Here is a 19,590-nt window from a genome sequence, read left to right as displayed (position 1 = left end):
AATGAACTGCCAAGCCCTGATCGTCCGCCACGTCGCCTTCGAAGACCTGGGCACGCTGGCCCCGCTGCTGGCCGAGCGCGGCTACCGCGTGCGCTACCTGGAAGCCGGCGTCGATGCGATCGCCCCCGGGCCGCTGGCCGCGGCCGACCTGGTCGTGATCCTGGGCGGCCCGATCGGCGTCTACGACACGGACCGCTATCCCTTCCTGGAAGCGGAACTGGCGGCCATTGCCGAACGGCTGAAGCAGGACCGGCCCACCCTGGGCATCTGCCTGGGCGCGCAACTGATGGCCAAGGCGCTGGGCGCGGACGTCAAGCCCACCGGCCGCGCCGAAATCGGCTATGCGCCGCTTACCCTTACGGACGAGGGGCAGGCCTCGGTTCTACGCGGCATCGGATCGGTGCCCGTGCTGCACTGGCACGGCGACCAGTTCGACATCCCGCCCGGTGCCGCCAGGCTGGCCCAAACGCCCGGCTTTCCCAACCAGGCCTTTGCCCTGGGGCCTCGCCTGCTGGGCCTGCAGTTCCACCTGGAAGCGCAGGCCACGCACATCGAACGCTGGCTGATCGGCCACGCCTGCGAGCTGGCGGCGCACCGGATCGACGTCGCCGCCATCAGGCGGGACGCGGCGCGCCATGGCGCCGAGCTCGAACGCGTGGCCCGCCAGGTCTTCGGCGACTGGCTGGACGGCTGCTGACACCCGGCCACCTCTTCAGATCCGCGCCGGCCCGGCTCCGCCCGTGGCCGCCTCGGCCGCCTGTATGCCCGACAGGATGGCGGACGGCACGCCGTAGCCTGGAAACGTGGTCTGTCCGGCCAGATACAGGCCGCGCAGCGGCGTGCGATGCGGGAAGAAGCGGTCGGGCGAGGCGCCGGGCGCCACGCCATACAGCGCCCCCTCGTACAAATGCCGCTGGCGGACGAAGTCCCGTGGATCCAGCACGCAGACGGCATCGATCTCCAGCCCCGGAACCCGCTGCCGCATGGCCGCCAGATAGCGGTCCACGGCGGACCGCGTCATGTCGGGCGTCCACTCGTCGGCCGAGGCGATGCCGGAGACAGGCGCGTACAACTCCAGGATGGAGCGTCCCGGCGGCGCCAGATCCGGCAGGACCTGCGTGGGGCATGTGTAGGCCAGCCAGCGCGGCGCGTCCGGCGGCATCACATGCAGCCGGCCCTGCTCGCGCATGAGAGGCACGTGGTTGACGATGAACGCGCCCGGCCCCTCGGCGACCGCGCCGCCCAGCTGGATCGATATCGCGCGATGGGATAGCGGCGCACGCCGCGCGCGCCGCGCCAGCGTCCATGGCACCGCGTCGGCGGGCAGCAGGCGGTGGACCACGTCGAAGCCTGAACAGGCCGCGATCACGCAATCGGCCTGGATGCGTTCCCCGCCCGCCAGCGCGACACCGCGCGCCACGCCGCCGGCCACCGTTATGCGTTCCACCGGCCGGCCGCACAGGATGCGCACGCCGTGGCGCTGCGCCGCGCGGTACAGCGCCTGGCTGATGGCTCCCATCCCGCCCCGGGGAAGGTGGAAGCCCTCTTCCAGCAAGGCCACCAGCCCGATGATCTGCGTGGCGGGAAGCCGTTCCGGCCCCATGCCGGTGTACAGCAGGGTGGATGCGACGGCGGCCTGCAGCCCGGCATCCGGGAAATGCCCGGCGATGAGACGATCGGCCCGCCCCGACAGGGCAGGCAGGTAGCGCCACAGCCGCCCCAGCGTCCTTGCCAGGGCCGGCTCGAACGGCAGCACTTCCTGGACCAGCGTGCGATAGATCGGCGCCCAGCGGCGCCGCAGTGCGTCCAGTCCATCCCGCAACATGGCGGTCCGTGCCGCGTCTCCCTCGACCAGGGAATCCTCCACGCCCGCCAGCCGCACCACCGTGCCGTCGCCCAGGTGGGTCGCATGCGGCCGCGCGATGGCGGCCAGCTCGATCTCGCGCTCGACGTCCATGCCCAGCCGCGCGAACCCCGATCTCAGCAATGATGGAACCGCCACGTACACGGCGCCGTTGTTGAAGGTGAAGCCTTGTTCGCTGACGGTGGAGCAGCAGCCTCCGACCTCCTCGCCGGCTTCGGCCAGGACGACGTCGACGCCTTGCCGGGCCAGCGCCACGCTGGCCGCCAGGCCCGACAGCCCCGCGCCGACGACCATCGCCGACCGTATCGACCTTCCCATGGCAGCTAGCCTCCATGACCGGAAAAATTAGACAATGTACAAAATTCTACACTGTATAATTCTTTCATGATCACGGCCGCCCTTCCCTCCAAGCGCCAGCGCACGCGCGAACATATCGCGACGGTGGCGGGCGACCTGTTCGAACGCCACGGCTACGAGGCCGTGACGATGGAACAGATCGCCGTCGAGGCGGGCGTCGTGCGGGGAACGCTATACAACCACTTCGCGGTCAAGGAAGCGGTGCTTGCCGAATGGATGCATGCGCGCCTGGCGCGCGACTTGGCGCCGCTGATGCAGGCCGTCATGAAGCGCAAGACCTTCGCCTCCCGCATCCCGGTGGTCCTGGACGCCTCGGCCCGATGGTGGGAGGAACATCGGCAGTACGCCGCGCCCTACATCCGCTTCCGCTTCCAGCAGGTAAGCGATGGATCGGGCGAGCAGTCGTCGTCCGACATGGTCACCGCGTACACCGCGCTGATCCACGCGGCGCAGCAGGCCGGGGAAGTCCGCGACAACGAACCTCCTGAACGCCTGGCCAACTACCTGCATTTCCTGTACCTGTCGGCGCTGATGAGCTGGCTGGGCGACCCGAAGGCTTCCCTGCGCAAGGCCTTCGCGCGCGCCTTCGACTTCTTTCTTCAGGGCGCGTCGCGCCCCTGAGGCTCGCCGCCGTCCCCGCCCCGCGCGCCGACCGCGATCCGGAAAGCCCCCAGGGCCACCACCGTCAGGAAGATCTGCACCACCGCGCAGGAGATGGCCGGATCCGAGCCGTAGCCCACGAGCTTGGTACCCAGCGCGCCGGCCGCCATCTGCCCGAACCCGTACAGGCCCGCCGCGGACCCCGTCAGCCCCGGTGCCGAGGACAGCGCGCGCGACAGCCCTGCCGGACTGGCCATGCCGCATCCCGTCGTCAGCAGGAAGGTGATGGCGATCAGCACGGGCACATTCAGCCAGCCCATGGCCTGCACGCCCAGGAACACCAAGGCCATGGCCAGGCTCAGCCCCGCCCCCATGTAGAGAAACAGCTCCGTGTTCAAGCGCCCCACCAGCCGCCGGGTCGTGGCTGACCCCACGCTGGCCCCGACGATGGTGATCGCCGCGAACCAGCCGATCTGGGAAATCGGCAACTGCAACTGCCCGTGCACGATGTAGGGTGCCGTCGCCAGATAGGGATAGAGCGCCGTGCTGGAACAGGCCCCGCCCACCATGAACCCCAGGAATCGCCGGTTGCCGACCAACTGGCCGTAGTCCCGCGCGATCTTGCCGAAGGCCAGCGGCGAGCGGTCCAGGTTGGTCTCGGGCAGCAGCCGCCACGCGCACAGCACCATCGCGGTCGCCATGCACACCAGGAACACATAGATGGCCCGCCAGCCAAAGCCGTCGGCCAGGTACGAGCCCAGGATGGGCGACAGCCCCGGCCCCACCAGCGTCAACAGGTTAAGCAGCGCCAGGTCCTTGGTGGCCCGCTCGGGCGTGGAGATGTCGCGGACGATGGAGCGCCCCAGCGTGATGCCCGCCGCGCCGCCCAGCGCCTGCGCCAGGCGGGCGGCCAGCAGCCATTCGAGCGTGGGCGCGAACAGCGCGAACACGCTCGCCACCAGATAGATGCCCAAGCCCAGCAGCAGCGTGGGCCGGCGCCCGATGGTGTCCGACACCGGCCCGTAGATCAGTTGTCCGAACGCCAGCCCCACCACGTACAGCGTGATGGTCTGCTGCATGCCGGCCGGGCTCGCGCCCAGGTCGGCGCCCGCCAGCGGCAGCGCCGGCATGAAGATGTGCATGGCCATCGTGCCGCTGAGCGTCACCAGCACCAGGAGCCACAAGGGCGCCCGGATGGACGGGGCAGGGGACGGATGCGCGCGGGTCATGGAGGTCTTTCGTCTAAAGCGTATCGAACCGGCGCGCGATCTTTTCCAGGGCCTGGCGGGTGATGCGCAGTTCCTGCGCGGTCAGGTCGTCCAGCAGGCTGGCCTCGATCTCCAGGCTCTTGGCCACGATACGCTCGGCCAGCGCGCGCCCCTGCCGCGTCAGGCGGATGGACTTCGCGCGGCGATCCTCTTCCGCCGTTTCCCACTCGATCAGGCCCAGCTCGCGCAACTGCGACAGGATGCGGACCAGCGAGGACTTCTCCAGCGACAATGTCTCCGCCAGGTCCTTCTGGCGCACCACCGGCTCGCTGGATTCGTACAAGGCCAGCAGCGGCGCGCGCGTGGCGTCCGAGAGACCCATTTCCTTGAAATGCTGATCGACCGCCCTGCGCCACTTGCGGTAGACCGCGCCGACCAGCCGTCCGAAGCGGGCCCGGACGTGTTCGTCGAGCTGCGGCGGGGTCCTTGAATTAGGTTGCATGCGAACTATTTTCCCAGGAAATTAGTTCGCATGCAACCTAAGTACGCAAACACTCCGCTGCTTGATTGCCCTATATTCTCTAGCTCGGATGACAACCTCTCTGCCCCCCCCCTGCCCATGTTGATACGCCCGGAACAACCGCACGACATCGCGGCCATCGACCGCGTGATCACCCGCGCCTTCGCCACCGCGCCGCATGCGAGCGGCACCGAGGCACGGATCGTCGACGCGCTGCGCGAGGCCGGCGCATTGACCCTTTCGCTCGTGGCGGAATCCCATGGCGAGGTCGTGGGCCACGTGGCCCTCTCTCCCGTGGCGCTTTCCGACGGCACACCCGGCTGGTACGGCCTCGGTCCGCTCGCCGTGGCGCCCGGACACCAGGGCAAGGGCCTGGGCGGGCAGCTGGTCGCGCATGCGCTCGATGCGTTGCGCCAGCGCCATGCGGCCGGATGCGTGGTGCTGGGCGAACCGGAATACTACGGCCGGTTCGGATTCCGGGCCGATCCGGACTTCGTGCTGCCGGGCGTGCCGCCGGAATATTTCCAGGCGGTCCGGCTCACGCCCGGGGCGGGTGGAGGAACGGTGGCGTATCACCAGGCCTTCGAGGTAGCGGCCTAGAGATCGCGGCCCCGCTTACGGTACTCCCACGGCGCGACAGGCGACGGCAAGGCCCACAGGCCACGCCGCCCCGCCCTCGCCTCGCCCTGCAGGTCAACCAGCGCCCGTTCCGCGGTGAACTTGGGATAGACCCAGGCATACCCATGGCGCAGCATCATTTCCTGCACGCTGCCATGGCCGCAATCGACATCGCCCAGCGTGCGGCCATAGCGATCCTTGCCATGGCGCGACAACCTGGCCTGCGCGCCCAACGGACAGAGTGCCCTCAGGAAATCGCGCGAGGCGATCCCGCCGGCCTGGCCGATCTCCGGCGCATCGATCCGCTCCAGGCGCACCGGAGTGCTTTTCTTTTGCGGGGGACATTGCAGGCGCATCGTGTCGCCATCGTGGATGGACGTGACGGTGCAGACCTGGGCGAACGTGGCGCATGGCAGGGCGAAAGCGGCTATGCCTGCCAGGCACCGGATCATCGAAATCGTGGTTTTCATGGCGGCATTATCCCAGCACCGGCGGCACGGCCCGTCGCACCATTGCTGGGCGCACGCCCCTGAGTCGAGCGCAATCGCGCGCCACTCCTGTGCGCGGCAAGGCATCGGCCGGCCGAGCATCCCCCCTCATCTCGCCGCCCGCACGGCTAAAGCCGCATGGCAGCGCGCCTGGCACGGCTCTTGAATATGTCCCTCCAAACTTGTACACAAGAGGGAATACCAGATGCGCGGATGGACGATTTCCGACTGGCTCGACGCATACCGGGACGGCGCACAACCGGCACGCCTGCTTGGCGAACTGCTGGAGTCCCTGGCGGGGCCGGATCCGGCCTGGATTTCGATCGCCAGCCCGGAGGTGCTCCAGGCCCAGTTGGCGGCGCTCGAAAGCCGGCTGCGGTCGGTCGACGGAAACATCGATAAGCTGCCGCTGTACGGCGTGCCGTTCGCGGCCAAGGACAACATCGATGCCGTCGGGTTCGCGACCACCGCGGGCTGCCCGGCGTTCGCCTATACGCCTGCGCAGAACGCGACGCTGATCGCGCGACTCGCCCAGGCCGGCGCGATATTGATCGGCAAGACCAATCTCGACCAGTTCGCCACGGGGCTCGTCGGCGTACGATCGCCCTACGGCATACCGGAAAACGCCTTCGACCCCGAATACATATCGGGCGGATCGAGTTCCGGCTCGGCCTCCGTGGTCGCACGGGGTATCGTTCCGTTCTCGCTAGGAACCGATACCGCGGGCTCCGGCCGGGTGCCTGCGGGGCTGAACAACATCGTCGGCCTCAAGCCCACGCGCGGCGCGTTCAGCAACACCGGCGTCGTGCCGGCTTGCCGGACGCTCGACTGCGTGTCGGTGTTCTCGACGACGGTGGAAGACGCGGTTCGCGTCCATGATGTCGCCGCATCGCTGGACCTGGCCGATGGACTCTCACGAGCCGCGCCGGCGGGGTCGGCGACATGGCGTCTCCCTGCGGCCCCGCGCTTCGCCATTCCGGCGGTTCCGGAGTTCTTCGGCGACGACCTGTCCGACCAGGCTTTCAAGGCCGCGGTCGCACATATCGAAGCGCGCGGCGCGACATGCGTACCCGTCGATTTCTCCGTCTTCGACGACGTGGCCGCCCTGCTCTACGACGGCCCCTGGGTGGCCGAGCGGTATGCGGCCATCCGCGCCTTCGCGGCAGGGCACGAAACCGACATCCATCCCGTCGTCCGCGACGTCATTTTCAAGGCGCGCGATTTCTCGGCCGCCGATGCCTTCGACGGCATCTACCGCCTCGCGGACCTGAAGCGCCGTGCCGACACATTGCTGGCGCAGTTCGATGCGTTGCTGGTCCCCACCGCCCCGACGCACTACCGGATCGCCGAACTGCTGGCCGATCCGATACGCTTGAACAGCAACCTGGGCAAGTACACGAATTTCGTCAATCTGCTCGACTGGAGCGCGGTCGCGGTGCCGGCGAACCTGCGCGAGGACGGACTGCCGTTCGGCATCACCCTGATCGGCGACGCCTGGCGCGAGCGGGCACTTGCCGGCTTCGCCGCATCGTGGCACGAAGCGACCGGCCTGACGCGAGGCGCGACGGGGCTGCCGCTTGCCGCTGGCAGGATCCCCGCCGCCGGATCTGCGGACCTCGACACGACAGGCGAATCCATCCGCGTGGCGGTCGTCGGCGCCCATCTGCGCGGCATGCCGCTGAACCACGAACTAACGTCGCGGGCAGCCCGGTTCGTCGAATCGACCACGACCGCCGCCAACTATCGGCTCTATGCGCTGGCCAACACGACGCCGCCAAAGCCCGGTCTCGTGCGGGCGGACCACGGCGCGCCGATACGGGTGGAGCTATGGGACGTACCCGCGGCGGCATTCGGCTCGTTCGTCGCCGGCGTTCCCGCGCCGCTGGGCATCGGCACGCTGACCCTCGCCGACGGCCGGCAGGTCAAGGGTTTCATCTGCGAACCCTATGCGCTGGACGACGCCAGCGACATCACCGAATTCGGCGGCTGGGCGAGCTACCTCGACAGTCGGCGCCCCAGCAACGAGCCGTCACGTTCCTGAACCGGAGCCCACATGTTCGATACCGTACTGATCGCCAATCGAGGCGAGATCGCTTGCCGCATCGCACGCACGCTCAAGCGGATGAAAATCCGCTCCGTGGCGGTGTACTCCGACGCGGACCGCAACAGCCTGCACGTCGCCACGGCCGATGTGGCCGTGCCGCTGGGAGGCGACACCGCCGCCGACAGCTACTTGCGGGCCGACCTGATCATCGAGGCGGCCAGGCAGACCGGCGCGCAGGCCATCATTCCCGGTTATGGCTTCCTGTCCGAGAACGCCGAGTTCGCCGCGCGCTGCGAGGCCGAAGGCATCGCGTTCGTCGGACCGACCGCGCTCCAGATGAAGCAATTCGGCCTCAAGCACGAGGCGCGCGAGCTGGCCCGGCGGGCGGGCGTTCCGCTCACGCCCGGATCGGGCCTGCTGGCGGATGTCGACAGCGCGCGCAAGGCGGCCCGGGTCATCGGCTATCCGGTCATGCTCAAAAGCACGGCAGGGGGCGGGGGAATCGGACTGACACGCTGCAACGACGAAGCCGAACTGGTCGCCGCCTTCGAGTCCGTACAGCGGCTGGGCCAATCGTTCTTCGCGAACGGCGGCGTATTCGTCGAACGCTTCCTCGACCGCGCACGCCATGTCGAGGTGCAGATCTTCGGCGACGGCAACGGCAAGGTGGTCGCGCTGGGCGAGCGCGATTGCTCGCTGCAGCGGCGCAACCAGAAGGTGGTCGAGGAAACGCCCGCGCCGGATCTTCCGCCCGACGTACGCGGCAGGCTGCTGGCCGCGGCGGAGAACCTGGGCCGCTCCGTGGGCTACCGCTCGGCCGGCACGGTCGAGTTCATCTACGACGCCGCGCGGCAGGCCTTCTATTTCCTCGAGGTCAACACACGGCTCCAGGTCGAACATGCGATCACCGAAAGCGTGACCGGCATAGATCTCGTCGAATGGATGATCCTGACGGCGGCCGGCACTCCCCCCGCCCTGGACCGGGCGATCACGCCGCAGGGCGCATCGATCGAGGTGCGCATCTACGCCGAGAACCCGCTGCGCAACTTCTCGCCCAGCCCCGGCACCCTGACCGAGGTCGGCTTTCCGCCCGACGTCCGAGTGGACAGCTGGGTGGAGACTGGCACCGAGGTATCGGCCCACTACGATCCGATGATCGCCAAGCTGATCGTCCACGGGGCAGACCGGCCCGCCGCGATCGCGGCGATGGCGCGCGCGCTCGACGCGACCCGCCTCTCGGGCATCGCGACGAACCTCGACTACCTGCGCAAGGTCATCGCGAGCCGGGGGTTCCGCGACGGCGATGTCTCGACCCGCTATCTGGACGACTTCGCCTACCGCCCGTCGGCCGTGGAGGTGATCGACGCGGGCACCTACACCACCATCCAGGACTATCCCGGGCGCGTGGGCTACTGGGACATCGGCGTGCCGCCATCGGGTCCGATGGACGACTGGGCATTCCGTCTGGCCAACCGCATCGTGGGCAACAACGAGCACGCGGCCGGCATCGAGGCCACGGTACTCGGTCCGACACTGCGCTTTCACGGCGACACCGTGATCGCGCTGACCGGCGCGCCCACGGATGCGCGGCTCGACGGCTCGCCGGTCGAATTCTGGGCGCCGGTCACGGTCCGGGCCGGCCAGACGCTGAAGATCGGCAAGGCAACGAGCGGCTGCCGGACCTACCTGGCCGTGCGCAACGGCCTGGACGTGCCGCTGTACCTGGGCAGCCGGGCGACGTTCGCGCTCGGCCAGTTTGGCGGACATGCCGGGCGCACGCTGCGCCCGGCCGACGTGCTGCCGATTGCCGATCCTGCACTGCCCGCGACCGCGGACCTGGCGCCGATCCACGCCCCGGCTCCGCTACCCTCCGCGCTCGTGCCCGCCTACGGGCGGGAATGGGAAATAGGCGTGCTGTACGGCCCGCATGGCGCCCCCGATTTCTTCAAGCCGGAATCGATCGAGACGTTCTTCGCCAGCCAGTGGGAAGTCCATTACAACTCGAACCGCCTGGGCATCCGGCTCAATGGGCCCAAGCCGGAATGGACGCGCTCGGACGGAGGGGAAGCCGGCCTGCATCCGTCGAACATCCACGATTGCGAGTACGCGATCGGCAGCATCAACTTCACTGGCGACATGCCGGTTATCCTCACGCGCGACGGCCCGAGCCTGGGCGGATTCGTCTGCCCGGTCACGATCGCCAAGGCGGAACTGTGGAAAGTCGGACAGGTCAAGCCTGGCGACCGCATCCGCTTTCGCGAGATGTCGTTCGACGAGGCGCTCGCGCTGGAGCGGCGGCAGGATGCGTTCATCCGCGACTGGAACGGGACATCGATCGATGCGCCGGCATTTTCCACGCGCCGCGGCTCGCCCATCCTGTTCGAGGCGCCCGCGCAGAGTGAACGTCCCAAGACCGTTTTCCGCCAGGCCGGCGACAAGTACATCCTGGTCGAGTATGGCGACAACGTGCTCGACCTGAACCTGCGATTCCGCGTCCATGCGCTGATGGAGGCGCTCAAGGCGGCCGCCCTGCCCGGCGTGCTGGAACTGTCGCCGGGCGTGCGGTCGCTGCAGGTGCGCTACGACGGCCGGACCATCGGCCAGCGGGCGCTTGTCGAGGCGCTGGCGGCAACCGACGCGACGCTGGCCGGCATTTCGACGATGAAAGTGCCGAGCCGGGTGGTGTACCTGCCCATGGCCTACGAGGACTCGGCGACGCTGGACGCCGTGGCGCGCTACCGGCAGTCGGTGCGCGATACCGCGCCCTGGCTGCCCAGCAACACCGAGTTCATCCGGCGCATCAACGGCCTGGCCTCGACGCAGGACGTGCACGATACGATCTACCAGACGAGCTACATGGTGCTTGGCCTGGGCGACGTCTACCTGGGCGCCCCGTGCGCGGTACCGGTCGACCCGCGCCATCGCCTGCTGACCTCGAAGTACAACCCCGCGCGAACCTACACGGCCGAAGGAACGGTCGGCATCGGCGGCGTGTACATGTGCATATACGGCATGGATTCGCCCGGCGGATACCAACTGGTGGGACGAACGCTGCCCATCTGGAACAAATTCCTGAAGAACGAAGCGTTCGTCGATGGCAAGCCATGGCTGCTGCGCTTCTTCGACCAGGTCCGCTTCTACCCGGTGACCGAGAGCGAGCTGGAAGGATTGCGCAATGACTTCCGGGAGGGCCGCCAGGGCGTGCGCATCGAGGAAGAGATCTTCGATCTCGGTGAGTACAACGCCTTCCTGGCCCGGATCGAACCGGAGCTGGAAGTGCTCCGGACCACCCAGAAGCAGGCGTTCGACGCGGAGGTCGCCCGCTGGGCGACCCAGTCCGACGAGGCTGGCACCGCGGACGACGGCCCGGATGAGGCCACCACCGCGCATGACGATCCGACGGGCTCGATCGTTGCCGCCGACATCACGGGCAACGTCTGGAAGCTGCTCGTCGAACCCGGGGCAACCGTGAAGGCGGGAGACTCGCTGCTGATCCTGGAAGCCATGAAGATGGAATTCCACATCTCCGCGCCGCACGACGGCCTGGTCAAGAGCCTGCATTGCCGCCCCGGCATGATGATCAGCGCCGGCGACCCCCTGGTATCGCTGGCATGACCGCCGCTTCATAACCGTTTCTGGAATTCCTTATGGCGGACAACCGCGTGCCGGGCGAACCGGCGCAGGGCGCGAACAACCTCGCGACACAGATCTACACCCGGTTGAAGGCGGACATCTTCGATTTCCGGCTATTGCCCGGCGACAAGTTCAGCGAAGGCGACGTCGCCGCGCGCATGCAGGTCAGCCGCACTCCGGTGCGGCAGGCGCTGTTCTGGCTGTTGCGCGAAGGCTACGTGGACGTGCACTTCAAGAGCGGCTGGCAGGTGCGGACCTTCGACTTCAAGTACTTCGAGGACCTGTACGAGATCCGCGTGATGATGGAAACGACGGCCATCGACCGTATCGTCGCCGGGCGCCAGACGGCGCAGCTCGATCCGCTGCGGGAGATCTGGTGCGTGCCAGCCGGAATGCGCGAGCAGGATCCGGCCAGGGCGGCGGCGCTCGACGAGGGCTTCCACGCGGGGTTGGTCGCCGCGACCGGCAACCTCGAGATGGCCCGGATGCATACGGACGTGGCCGAACGCATACGCATCATCCGCCGCCTCGACTTCACCAAACCGCCGCGCGTGGCCGCCACCTACCAGGAGCACGCGGACATCCTGGACGCCATCGGCAAGAACGACGCCGCGCTCGCGCGGCAGATGGTCCGTGCGCATATCGCCGAGAGCCAGGCCGAAGTCAAGCGCATCACGCTGTACATGATGCAGACCGCCCGCGAACGCTATGCGTCGCGCGAGCAGGCCTGAAGCTCCCGGGATGCGTGCGGGGCGCACCAGCATGGCGCCGCCACGCACCGACATCTATCACGACAAGACGCGAACAGCCCGCTGAATCCCCCTTCCCTGCTCCGGCGCCGCCGGCTCATCCGCTGGCCCGGAAGTTGCATCTTCAATGCAGTCTTGTATCCAAGACGAAATACAACCTTCCACTTCCAAGGACGATCAATGAAAAAGCGTGAGTTTCTGAAGGTCGCATCGGCAGCGGGCCTGGCGGGAATCGCCGGCAGACTCCCTTCCGCATTCGCGCAAGGTGCGAACAAAGGGCCGATCAAGGTGGGTATCCTGCATTCGCTGTCGGGCACGATGGCGATCTCGGAAACGTCGCTGAAAGACACGGCGCTGATGACCATCGCCCAGATCAACGCGGCGGGCGGCGTGATGGGCAGGAAGATCGAGCCGGTCGTGGTCGATCCGGCGTCGAACTGGCCGCTCTTCGCGGAAAAGGCGCGCCAGTTGATTTCGCAGGACAAGGTCGCCGCCGTGTTCGGATGCTGGACGTCGGTATCGCGCAAGTCCGTGCTGCCCGTGTTCGAAGAACTGAACGGCCTGCTTTTCTATCCGGTGCAGTACGAGGGCGAGGAAATGTCGCGCAACGTGTTCTACACCGGCGCCGCGCCCAACCAGCAGGCCATCCCCGCGACCGAGTACCTGATGAGCGCGGAAGGCGGCGGCGCCAAGCGCTTCTTCCTGCTGGGCACCGACTACGTCTACCCGCGCACCACCAACAAGATCCTGCGGGCCTTCCTGCAATCGAAGGGCGTGCAGGATGCCGACATCCAGGAGGTCTATACCCCGTTCGGCCACAGCGACTACCAGACCATCGTCGCGAACATCAAGGCCTTCGCGCGTGGCGGCAAGACCTGCGTCATTTCCACGATCAACGGCGACTCGAACGTGCCGTTCTACAAGGAACTCGGCAACCAGGGCCTGAAGGCGGCCGACGTGCCCGTCGTGGCGTTCTCGGTGGGCGAGGAAGAACTGCGCGGCATCGACACCAAGCCGCTGGTCGGCAACCTGGCCGCGTGGAACTACTTCATGTCGCTGCGCAATCCGGAGAACACGAAGTTCAAGGAGATGTTCGCGGACTGGGTGAAGAAGAACAACCTGCCGGGTGGCGCGAAGCGCGTGACCAACGATCCGATGGAGGCCACCTACGTCGGTCTCCACATGTGGAAACAGGCGGTCGAGAAGGCCAAGAGCACCGACGTCGACAAGGTGCGCGCCGCGATGATAGGCCAGAAGTTCGCCGCGCCCTCGGGCTTCACGCTGGAGATGGACGGCAACCACCACCTGCGCAAGCCGGTGATGATCGGCGAAGTGCGCGCGGACGGCCAGTTCAACGTCGTCTGGCGCACCAAGGCGCCGGTGCGCGCGCAGCCGTGGAGCCCCTACATTCCCGGCAACCAGGGCAAGCCGGATGTCGTCGGCTCGCTTCCCGCACTGGCGCGCCAGTCCGGCCTGGCCTGAGCCCGACGCCGAGACACGGCGCGGCTGTCGTGTCCCGGCGGATTCCTGTCCTTGTCCAACCCGGTCTTCCCCACATGAACCTGCGCCAATACCTGCGCGCCGTGGCCGTGTCGGCGGCGCTCGCGTGCCCCGGCCCGGCGGCCTTCGCGCTCGACGCCGCCGACATCGCTCCGTTGGGCGGTGACGACTTCGATGCCAAGCTGGCCGCGATCGACAAACTGATCGAGACGCGAGACGAGCCCTCGTTCGCGCTGCTCCAGGCGCTTTCCGACGACAACGCGCTGGCCACCGACGCGGGGCAGTTGTTGATCCGGTCGGACGAGACCACCCGCGACGCGGCGACCGGCAGGCCGGTCGGCCAGGACGTGGCCGATGCCGCGCAGCCTGTCACGCTGAACAATCTGCTGCGCGCGAAAGTCGCCGGCGCGCTGGCCGGCCTGCAGCTCGCATCGCCCGATGCCGCCGCGCGCGGCGCGGCGATCGACGCGCTGCTGAAGAGTCCGGATCCGTCGATGAAGCCCCTGGTCGACGCCGCGCGCGCGCGGGAAGCCGATCCCGCCCTGAAGCAGCGTCTCGACACACTATGGTCGATGACCGCGCTGCACGCCCCGGATGCCGCGACCCGGCTCGAAGCGGTCAAGCTCGTCGCCGCCCGCAAGGATCCGGGCATGTACGAACTGCTGCGCCCGCTGACGGCCAAATCGGCGACCGGCGCATGGCAGGAACCCGACCCGCAGGTACGGGCCGTCGCCCAGCAAGGGCTCGACACGCTGGACGGCATCGAGCGCCGCGGACGGATCGCCGGCACGCTGTTCGCCGGCCTGTCGCTCGGCAGCGTGCTGCTGCTGGCCGCGCTGGGCCTGGCGATCACCTATGGACTGATCGGCGTCATCAACATGGCGCACGGGGAATTCCTGATGATCGGCGCCTACGCGACCTACGTCGTGCAGACACTGTTCCATCGCTACGCGCCCGCGGCGTTCGACTGGTATCCGCTGGTGGCGGTGCCGGTCGCGTTCCTGGCGGCGGCGCTCGGCGGCGCGGTCATCGAACGCCTGGTCCTCAAGCACCTCTATGGCCGGCCGCTGGAGACGCTGCTGACCACCTTCGGCATCAGCCTGATCCTGATCCAGGGCACGCGCATGATCTTCGGCGCACAGAACGTCCAGGTGGAAAACCCTTCATGGATGAGCGGCGGCGTGACCGTCATGCAAAGCCTGATCCTGCCGTACAACCGGATCGCGATCCTGGCGTTCTCGCTGGCGGTCGTCGCGCTGGCCTGGGCCATGCTCACGCGGACCCGCCTGGGCTTGTTCGTGCGCGCGGTCACGCAGAACCGCCGGATGGCCGCCTGCGTCGGCGTGCGGACCGCGCGCGTGGACGCCTATGCGTTCGCGTTCGGCGCCGGCATCGCCGGACTGGGAGGCTGCGCGCTGTCGCAGATCGGCAACGTGGGACCGGACCTGGGCCAGAGCTACATCATCGACTCCTTCATGGCCGTGGTGCTGGGCGGGGTCGGCCAGATCGCCGGCACGGTGATCGGCGGCTTCGGACTCGGTCTCGTCAGCAAGGCGATCGAACCGTTCTGGGGCGCCGTGCTCGCCAAGATCGCGGTGCTCGTGCTGATCGTTCTCTTCATCCAGAAACGCCCGCAGGGCCTGTTCGCCCTGAAGGGCCGTAGCGCGGAGGCCTGAGATGGCTGTCACGATATCGACGATGCCGGGGATCCCGTCCGCCGCCGGCCAGGACATCGGACGGACGCTGGGCCTGCCGCCGCGTCCGGCGCTGCTCTCGCGCAACGCCTGGCTCGCATTGCTGGCGCTGAGCATCGCGGTGGGCATAGGGGTGCCGGTCGGCGCGCTGGTGATGCCCGAGACGAGCGCCTTTCACCTGTCCGCCTACGCGATGACGCTGGCCGGCAAGTTCATGTGCTACGCCATCGGTGCGCTCGCGCTGGACCTGGTCTGGGGCTACTGCGGCGTATTGAGCCTGGGGCACGCGCTGTTCTTCGCGCTGGGTGGCTACGCGATCGGCATGTACCTGATGCGCTCCATCGGCAACGAGGGCGTGTACGGCAGCGACCTGCCCGACTTCATGGTGTCCCTGAACTGGCAGGCCCTGCCCTGGTACTGGGAAGGCACCCAGCACCTGGGATACGCCCTGCTGCTGGTGGTACTGGTGCCCGCGGCCGTCGCCTGGATATTCGGCTTCTTCACGTTCCGCTCGCGCGTCAAGGGCGTCTACCTGTCCATCATTACCCAGGCCCTGACCTTCGCCGCGATGCTGCTGTTCTACCGCAACGAGACCGGATTCGGCGGCAACAACGGTTTCACCGACTTCAAGCGCATCGCCGGCTTCGCCATCACCCACCCCGGCACCCGTACCGCGCTCTTCCTGCTGACCTTCGCCACGCTCGTCCTCGCGTTCATCGCCGCGCGCGCCATCGTCACCTCCAAGCTCGGCCGCGTCGTCACCGCGGTGCGCGACGGCGAGACCCGGCTGATGTTCCTCGGCTACAACCCCCTGGGCTACAAGCTGTTCGTGTGGACCGTGTCGGCCATCCTGTGCGGCATCGCGGGCGCACTGTACGTACCCCAGGTCGGCATCATCAACCCCGGGGAGATGTCGCCCGGCAACTCGATCGAAATGGCGATCTGGGTCGCCGTCGGCGGGCGTGGCACCCTGATCGGCCCCATCGTCGGCGCCTTCGCCGTCAATGGCGCCAAGAGCTTCTTCACCGCCAACTTCCCCGAATACTGGCTGTTCTTCCTCGGCCTGATCTTCGTACTGGTACCGCTGCTGCTGCCGCGCGGCATCATGGGCCTGATCGGAAACGTCTTCAAGCGGAGCACGCACTGATGGGTACGCATCCTGCCATGGGCCACGCGAAGACGCCGCCGCGCAGCGCGTCGGGCTTCGGCGACGGCCTCGACCAGCCCACCCTGTCCGGGGCCGCCGCCCTGGGGCACGTGGTCCGGCCCAACGCCATCGACGTGTCGCATGGCACCATCCTCTACCTGGAAGACGTGACGGTCAGCTTCGGCGGCTTCCGGGCGTTGAACAAGCTGTCCCTGACGGTCGACGCCGGGGAATTGCGATGCGTGATCGGCCCCAACGGCGCAGGCAAGACGACGATGATGGACGTCATCACCGGCAAGACCTCGCCCGACGCCGGCAAGGTCTACCTGGGCCAGAGCATCGACCTCACCCGCCTGAACGAACCGCAAATCGCCCAGACCGGCATCGGACGCAAGTTCCAGAAACCCACCGTGTTCGAACAGCACCCGGTCTGGGAAAACCTGGAACTCGCGATGAAGGCGGACAAGCGCTGGTGGGCGTCGCTGCGCGCGCGCCTGGACCGCGCGGCCCAGGCCCGGATCGAACACACGCTGGAAGTGATACGCCTGGAAAGCGAGGCGCGCCGGCTCGCGGGCGAACTCTCGCATGGCCAGAAGCAGCGCCTCGAGATCGGCATGCTGCTGATGCAGCAACCGGCCCTGCTCTTGCTGGACGAGCCCGCCGCCGGCATGACCGACGACGAAACCATGGAACTGGCCGTGCTGCTGAACCGCCTGCGCGGCACCTGCTCCATGATGGTGGTCGAACACGACATGGAGTTCGTCGCCGCGCTGGCCGGCGAAACCGGCCGCGTGACGGTCATGGCCGAAGGCCGCGTGCTGGCCGAAGGCTCCCTGGACCACGTGAAACGGGACGAAGCCGTCATCGAGTCCTATCTGGGACGTTGAACTTGCGGGGAACGGACGATGCTGAACATTGAAGGATTGAACCAGTTCTACGGCGGCAGCCACATCCTGCGCGACATCTCCATGACCGTGCCCGACGGCAAGCTGACCGTGCTGCTCGGCCGCAACGGCGTCGGCAAGACCACCCTGCTGCGCTGCCTGATGGGCGTCGTGCCGACGAAAAGCGGCACCATCGCCTGGCGCGGCCAACCCTTCACCAGACTGCCCACCTACGAACGCGTCGCCCGCGGCCTCGCCTACGTGCCCCAGGGGCGCGACATCTTCCCTCGCCTGACGGTCGAAGAAAACCTGCTGGTCGGGGCCGCCAGCCGCAAGGCGCCCGCCGGCGTGCCCGAGCACATCTACGCGCTGTTCCCGGTACTCAAGGACATGCGGGCCCGGCGCGGCGGGGATCTTTCGGGCGGCCAGCAGCAGCAACTGGCCATCGGCCGAGCCCTGATGAGCGAACCGCAGTTGTTGATCCTGGACGAACCCACGGAAGGCATCCAGCCTTCGATCATCCAGGAAATCGGCAGGACGCTGCGCCGCCTCGTCGACGAAATGGGGCTGACGGTGCTGCTGGTCGAGCAGTATTACGACTTCGCGAAAGCGATCGCGGACCGGTACTGGGTGATGAACCGGGGGGAAATCGTGGCCAATGGGCTGGGTGCGGACATGGATGCGCAAGGGGTGCGGGAGATGATCGCGGTCTGACAACCGGAGCCGTCCCGCCCCCATTCAACCTACTCGGCCGTGGCCAGTACCCGGTCGACCCAGGCCATCGCCTCCTGCACGTCGTAGTTGCCGGCGTGCCCCTGATCCCACTGCAGGGCGTAGTCGACGTCCTTGACCTTGGGATCGGCCTTCAGCGCGCGGCTGAGGTTATAAGCCACGGTAAAGGACGTATCCCGATCCCGCGCGCCCACGCGAATGCGCCAGTGCGGCGTGATGCCGTCGGTCTTGCCGACGTACGGCAGCGCGTTGATCATCTTGTACTGGTTCAGCAGGAAATCCCGCTGAGGATTCGCGGCCCAGCTGTAGCCCGTGCTGGCCAGGCCCACGCCGTCCTGCCTGTCGGTGCCGTTGGCGCCATCGTTGTGGTTCCAGCCATACTCCGTGAAGTTGGAATAGACCTGGGAGGCGGTGCCGAACAGATTGGACTCGCCGCCGGCGCTGTTCACCGTACCCGCGCCATCGGTGGTCACCGCACCCGCGGCGGTGGCGCTCTGGCCGCTCCGGTCGAAAGCCGGCACGGACTTGAGCCGCGCCTGCGTGGCGACGAATTTCAAGTACTTCGTCATATCGAAGAACGTCACCGTGCCGGCGGCGTCCGTGCCGATGAAGTCATTCAGATAGTGCAGCGTCCCGCTCCCCCCGCCCACCCCGTTGCCCGCGGCATCCCCATAGGCGCCGTAGGCCACGAACGGCTTGCCCGCCTTGACCTGACGGGTCGCGGCCTTCTTGATCTCCGCCTGGATGGCGGCCAGCATGTTGTCCGCGGTCAACGCCGAGCCGTCATCGTTCCTCAGCCCCAGACCGGCCTGGTAGACCTTGAAGGCGTTCATCAACTCGGCACTGCCGGCCGGATCGGGATTGGAAGCCCGGATCAACGGGGTCCCGCCGGCATCGACGATCTTCCCCGCCAACTGGTCCGCCGCAACCAGCGCGCGCGTATCCAGCACATTGAACATCCACTCGTAGGCCAGATCGGCGCTGCCCATGTCCTGGATCGGACAATAGGCCACGATGGCGAACACATCATCGCCGATGGAACTCTTGCCGTCCTTGTCGATGCCGGCGGCACCGATGGCCTGCAGGTAAGGGAAATAATCCGCGCTGTTGCCCGTGGCGCCCAATTGCGTGCTCTGCGCGCCGCCCCCGCTCGTGCCGTTCACCACGATGCGGCTGGCATCGCCCGGCATGGCGCCGTCATTCAGGCGCAGATAACGCACCGCCGCCTTCGCGTCGACGATGGCCGCCGGCGCCTTGCCCTGATAGACACCGTCCTCGTAGACCCCCGCGGGAGCGACGGCGCCACGGCTGCGCGAGGCGACGTTGACATACACGAAACCGCGCTTGAGCGCAGCGCCGATCTTGTCCGTGTCGCTGGTGCTGACATAGGCGCCGCCATTGACGATGTCCGCGCCCGAATAATTGGTACGCGTGACCGGCGTCGCGGGATCCCAGCCGCCCTTGCCTCCCTGGTAGCTGGCAAGCCAGCCGGAGTTGTTGACGTTGAAGAAAATGGGATTGTCCTGTCTGGCGGCGTCGGCCTCGCGTACGA

General features: G+C 67.6%; 15 protein-coding genes and 1 pseudogene. 11 read left to right on the top strand and 5 right to left on the bottom strand.

Translation table 11 applies throughout. From position 1 onward, the window contains the following. Position 1 precedes the first annotated feature (1 nt). On the top strand, positions 2-697 hold the full coding sequence (locus tag R4823_RS06635) for a glutamine amidotransferase (protein ID WP_338617998.1): 696 nt from the start codon (positions 2-4) through the stop codon (positions 695-697). 15 nt (positions 698-712) lie between these two features. Here R4823_RS06635 and R4823_RS06630 read toward each other — a convergent pair whose 3' ends face one another. Then, on the bottom strand, positions 713-2,182 hold the full coding sequence (locus R4823_RS06630) for an NAD(P)/FAD-dependent oxidoreductase (RefSeq protein WP_338617996.1): 1,470 nt from the start codon (positions 2,180-2,182) through the stop codon (positions 713-715). Positions 2,183-2,248: 66 nt separating this feature from the next. Here R4823_RS06630 and R4823_RS06625 point away from each other — a divergent pair, with 66 nt between their 5' ends. Further along, a complete protein-coding gene (locus tag R4823_RS06625) occupies positions 2,249-2,842 on the top strand; it encodes a TetR/AcrR family transcriptional regulator (protein ID WP_338617995.1) in 594 nt (197 codons plus the stop codon). Here the strand turns inward: R4823_RS06625 and R4823_RS06620 are convergent. Together R4823_RS06620 and R4823_RS06615 are read right to left on the bottom strand one after the other, a co-directional pair. Continuing rightward, the gene (locus tag R4823_RS06620; protein WP_243724410.1) at positions 2,821-4,050 is read right to left on the bottom strand and encodes a multidrug effflux MFS transporter; all 1,230 of its coding nucleotides are present in this window, start codon (positions 4,048-4,050) and stop codon (positions 2,821-2,823) included. The genes R4823_RS06625 and R4823_RS06620 overlap by 22 nt on opposite strands. Positions 4,051-4,063: 13 nt before the next feature. Continuing rightward, complete coding sequence (locus tag R4823_RS06615) at positions 4,064-4,531, bottom strand: MarR family transcriptional regulator (protein WP_279816249.1); 468 nt, start codon at positions 4,529-4,531, stop codon at positions 4,064-4,066. A gap of 117 nt (positions 4,532-4,648) precedes the next feature. Here R4823_RS06615 and R4823_RS06610 point away from each other — a divergent pair, with 117 nt between their 5' ends. Continuing rightward, positions 4,649-5,149, top strand: coding sequence for an N-acetyltransferase (locus R4823_RS06610; protein ID WP_087837481.1), 501 nt, complete (start codon positions 4,649-4,651; stop codon positions 5,147-5,149). Here R4823_RS06610 and R4823_RS06605 read toward each other — a convergent pair. After that, positions 5,146-5,637 (bottom strand): thermonuclease family protein, encoded by a 492-nt coding sequence (locus tag R4823_RS06605; RefSeq protein WP_165963052.1) that lies wholly within the window; start codon positions 5,635-5,637, stop codon positions 5,146-5,148. The two genes, R4823_RS06610 and R4823_RS06605, sit on opposite strands and share 4 nt — an antisense overlap. Before the next feature lie 223 nt (positions 5,638-5,860). Between R4823_RS06605 and atzF the strand changes: the two genes are divergently transcribed. The 8 genes from atzF to urtE all read left to right on the top strand — a co-directional run bounded on the left by atzF (position 5,861) and on the right by urtE (position 18,020). Continuing rightward, positions 5,861-7,696, top strand: a complete 1,836-nt coding sequence (gene atzF, locus R4823_RS06600) for an allophanate hydrolase (protein ID WP_087837483.1) — start codon at positions 5,861-5,863, stop codon at positions 7,694-7,696. 12 nt (positions 7,697-7,708) lie between these two features. Beyond that, complete coding sequence (gene uca, locus R4823_RS06595) at positions 7,709-11,314, top strand: urea carboxylase (RefSeq protein WP_338617993.1); 3,606 nt, start codon at positions 7,709-7,711, stop codon at positions 11,312-11,314. A gap of 32 nt (positions 11,315-11,346) precedes the next feature. Next, positions 11,347-12,063: a GntR family transcriptional regulator gene (locus tag R4823_RS06590; RefSeq protein WP_087837485.1), complete on the top strand. Its 717-nt coding sequence runs from the start codon at positions 11,347-11,349 to the stop codon at positions 12,061-12,063. A gap of 198 nt (positions 12,064-12,261) precedes the next feature. Next, positions 12,262-13,563, top strand: a complete 1,302-nt coding sequence (gene urtA, locus R4823_RS06585) for an urea ABC transporter substrate-binding protein (RefSeq protein WP_279816261.1) — start codon at positions 12,262-12,264, stop codon at positions 13,561-13,563. Between the two features lie 74 nt (positions 13,564-13,637). Next, positions 13,638-15,257 carry an urea ABC transporter permease subunit UrtB gene (gene urtB / locus R4823_RS06580; RefSeq protein ID WP_338617992.1) on the top strand — a complete coding sequence of 540 codons (1,620 nt, stop codon included), beginning with the start codon at positions 13,638-13,640 and terminating at the stop codon, positions 15,255-15,257. 22 nt (positions 15,258-15,279) lie between these two features. Further along, positions 15,280-16,422: an urea ABC transporter permease subunit UrtC gene (gene urtC / locus R4823_RS06575; protein ID WP_279816282.1), complete on the top strand. Its 1,143-nt coding sequence runs from the start codon at positions 15,280-15,282 to the stop codon at positions 16,420-16,422. Positions 16,423-16,439: 17 nt separating this feature from the next. Next, complete coding sequence (gene urtD, locus R4823_RS06570; protein ID WP_338619127.1) at positions 16,440-17,309, top strand: urea ABC transporter ATP-binding protein UrtD; 870 nt, start codon at positions 16,440-16,442, stop codon at positions 17,307-17,309. Between the two features lie 18 nt (positions 17,310-17,327). After that, positions 17,328-18,020 (top strand): urea ABC transporter ATP-binding subunit UrtE, encoded by a 693-nt coding sequence (gene urtE, locus R4823_RS06565; protein WP_087837489.1) that lies wholly within the window; start codon positions 17,328-17,330, stop codon positions 18,018-18,020. A gap of 29 nt (positions 18,021-18,049) precedes the next feature. Here the strand turns inward: urtE and R4823_RS06560 are convergent. Next, positions 18,050-19,558 (bottom strand): annotated as a pseudogene (locus tag R4823_RS06560) (subtype B tannase); the annotation flags it as partial. Between the last annotated feature and the right edge of the window lie 32 nt (positions 19,559-19,590).

This window comes from Pigmentiphaga sp. CHJ604 (assembly GCF_036972535.1).
Lineage (GTDB): Bacteria > Pseudomonadota > Gammaproteobacteria > Burkholderiales > Burkholderiaceae_B > Pigmentiphaga > Pigmentiphaga daeguensis.
This window is presented reverse-complemented; position numbering and strand designations above follow the sequence as displayed.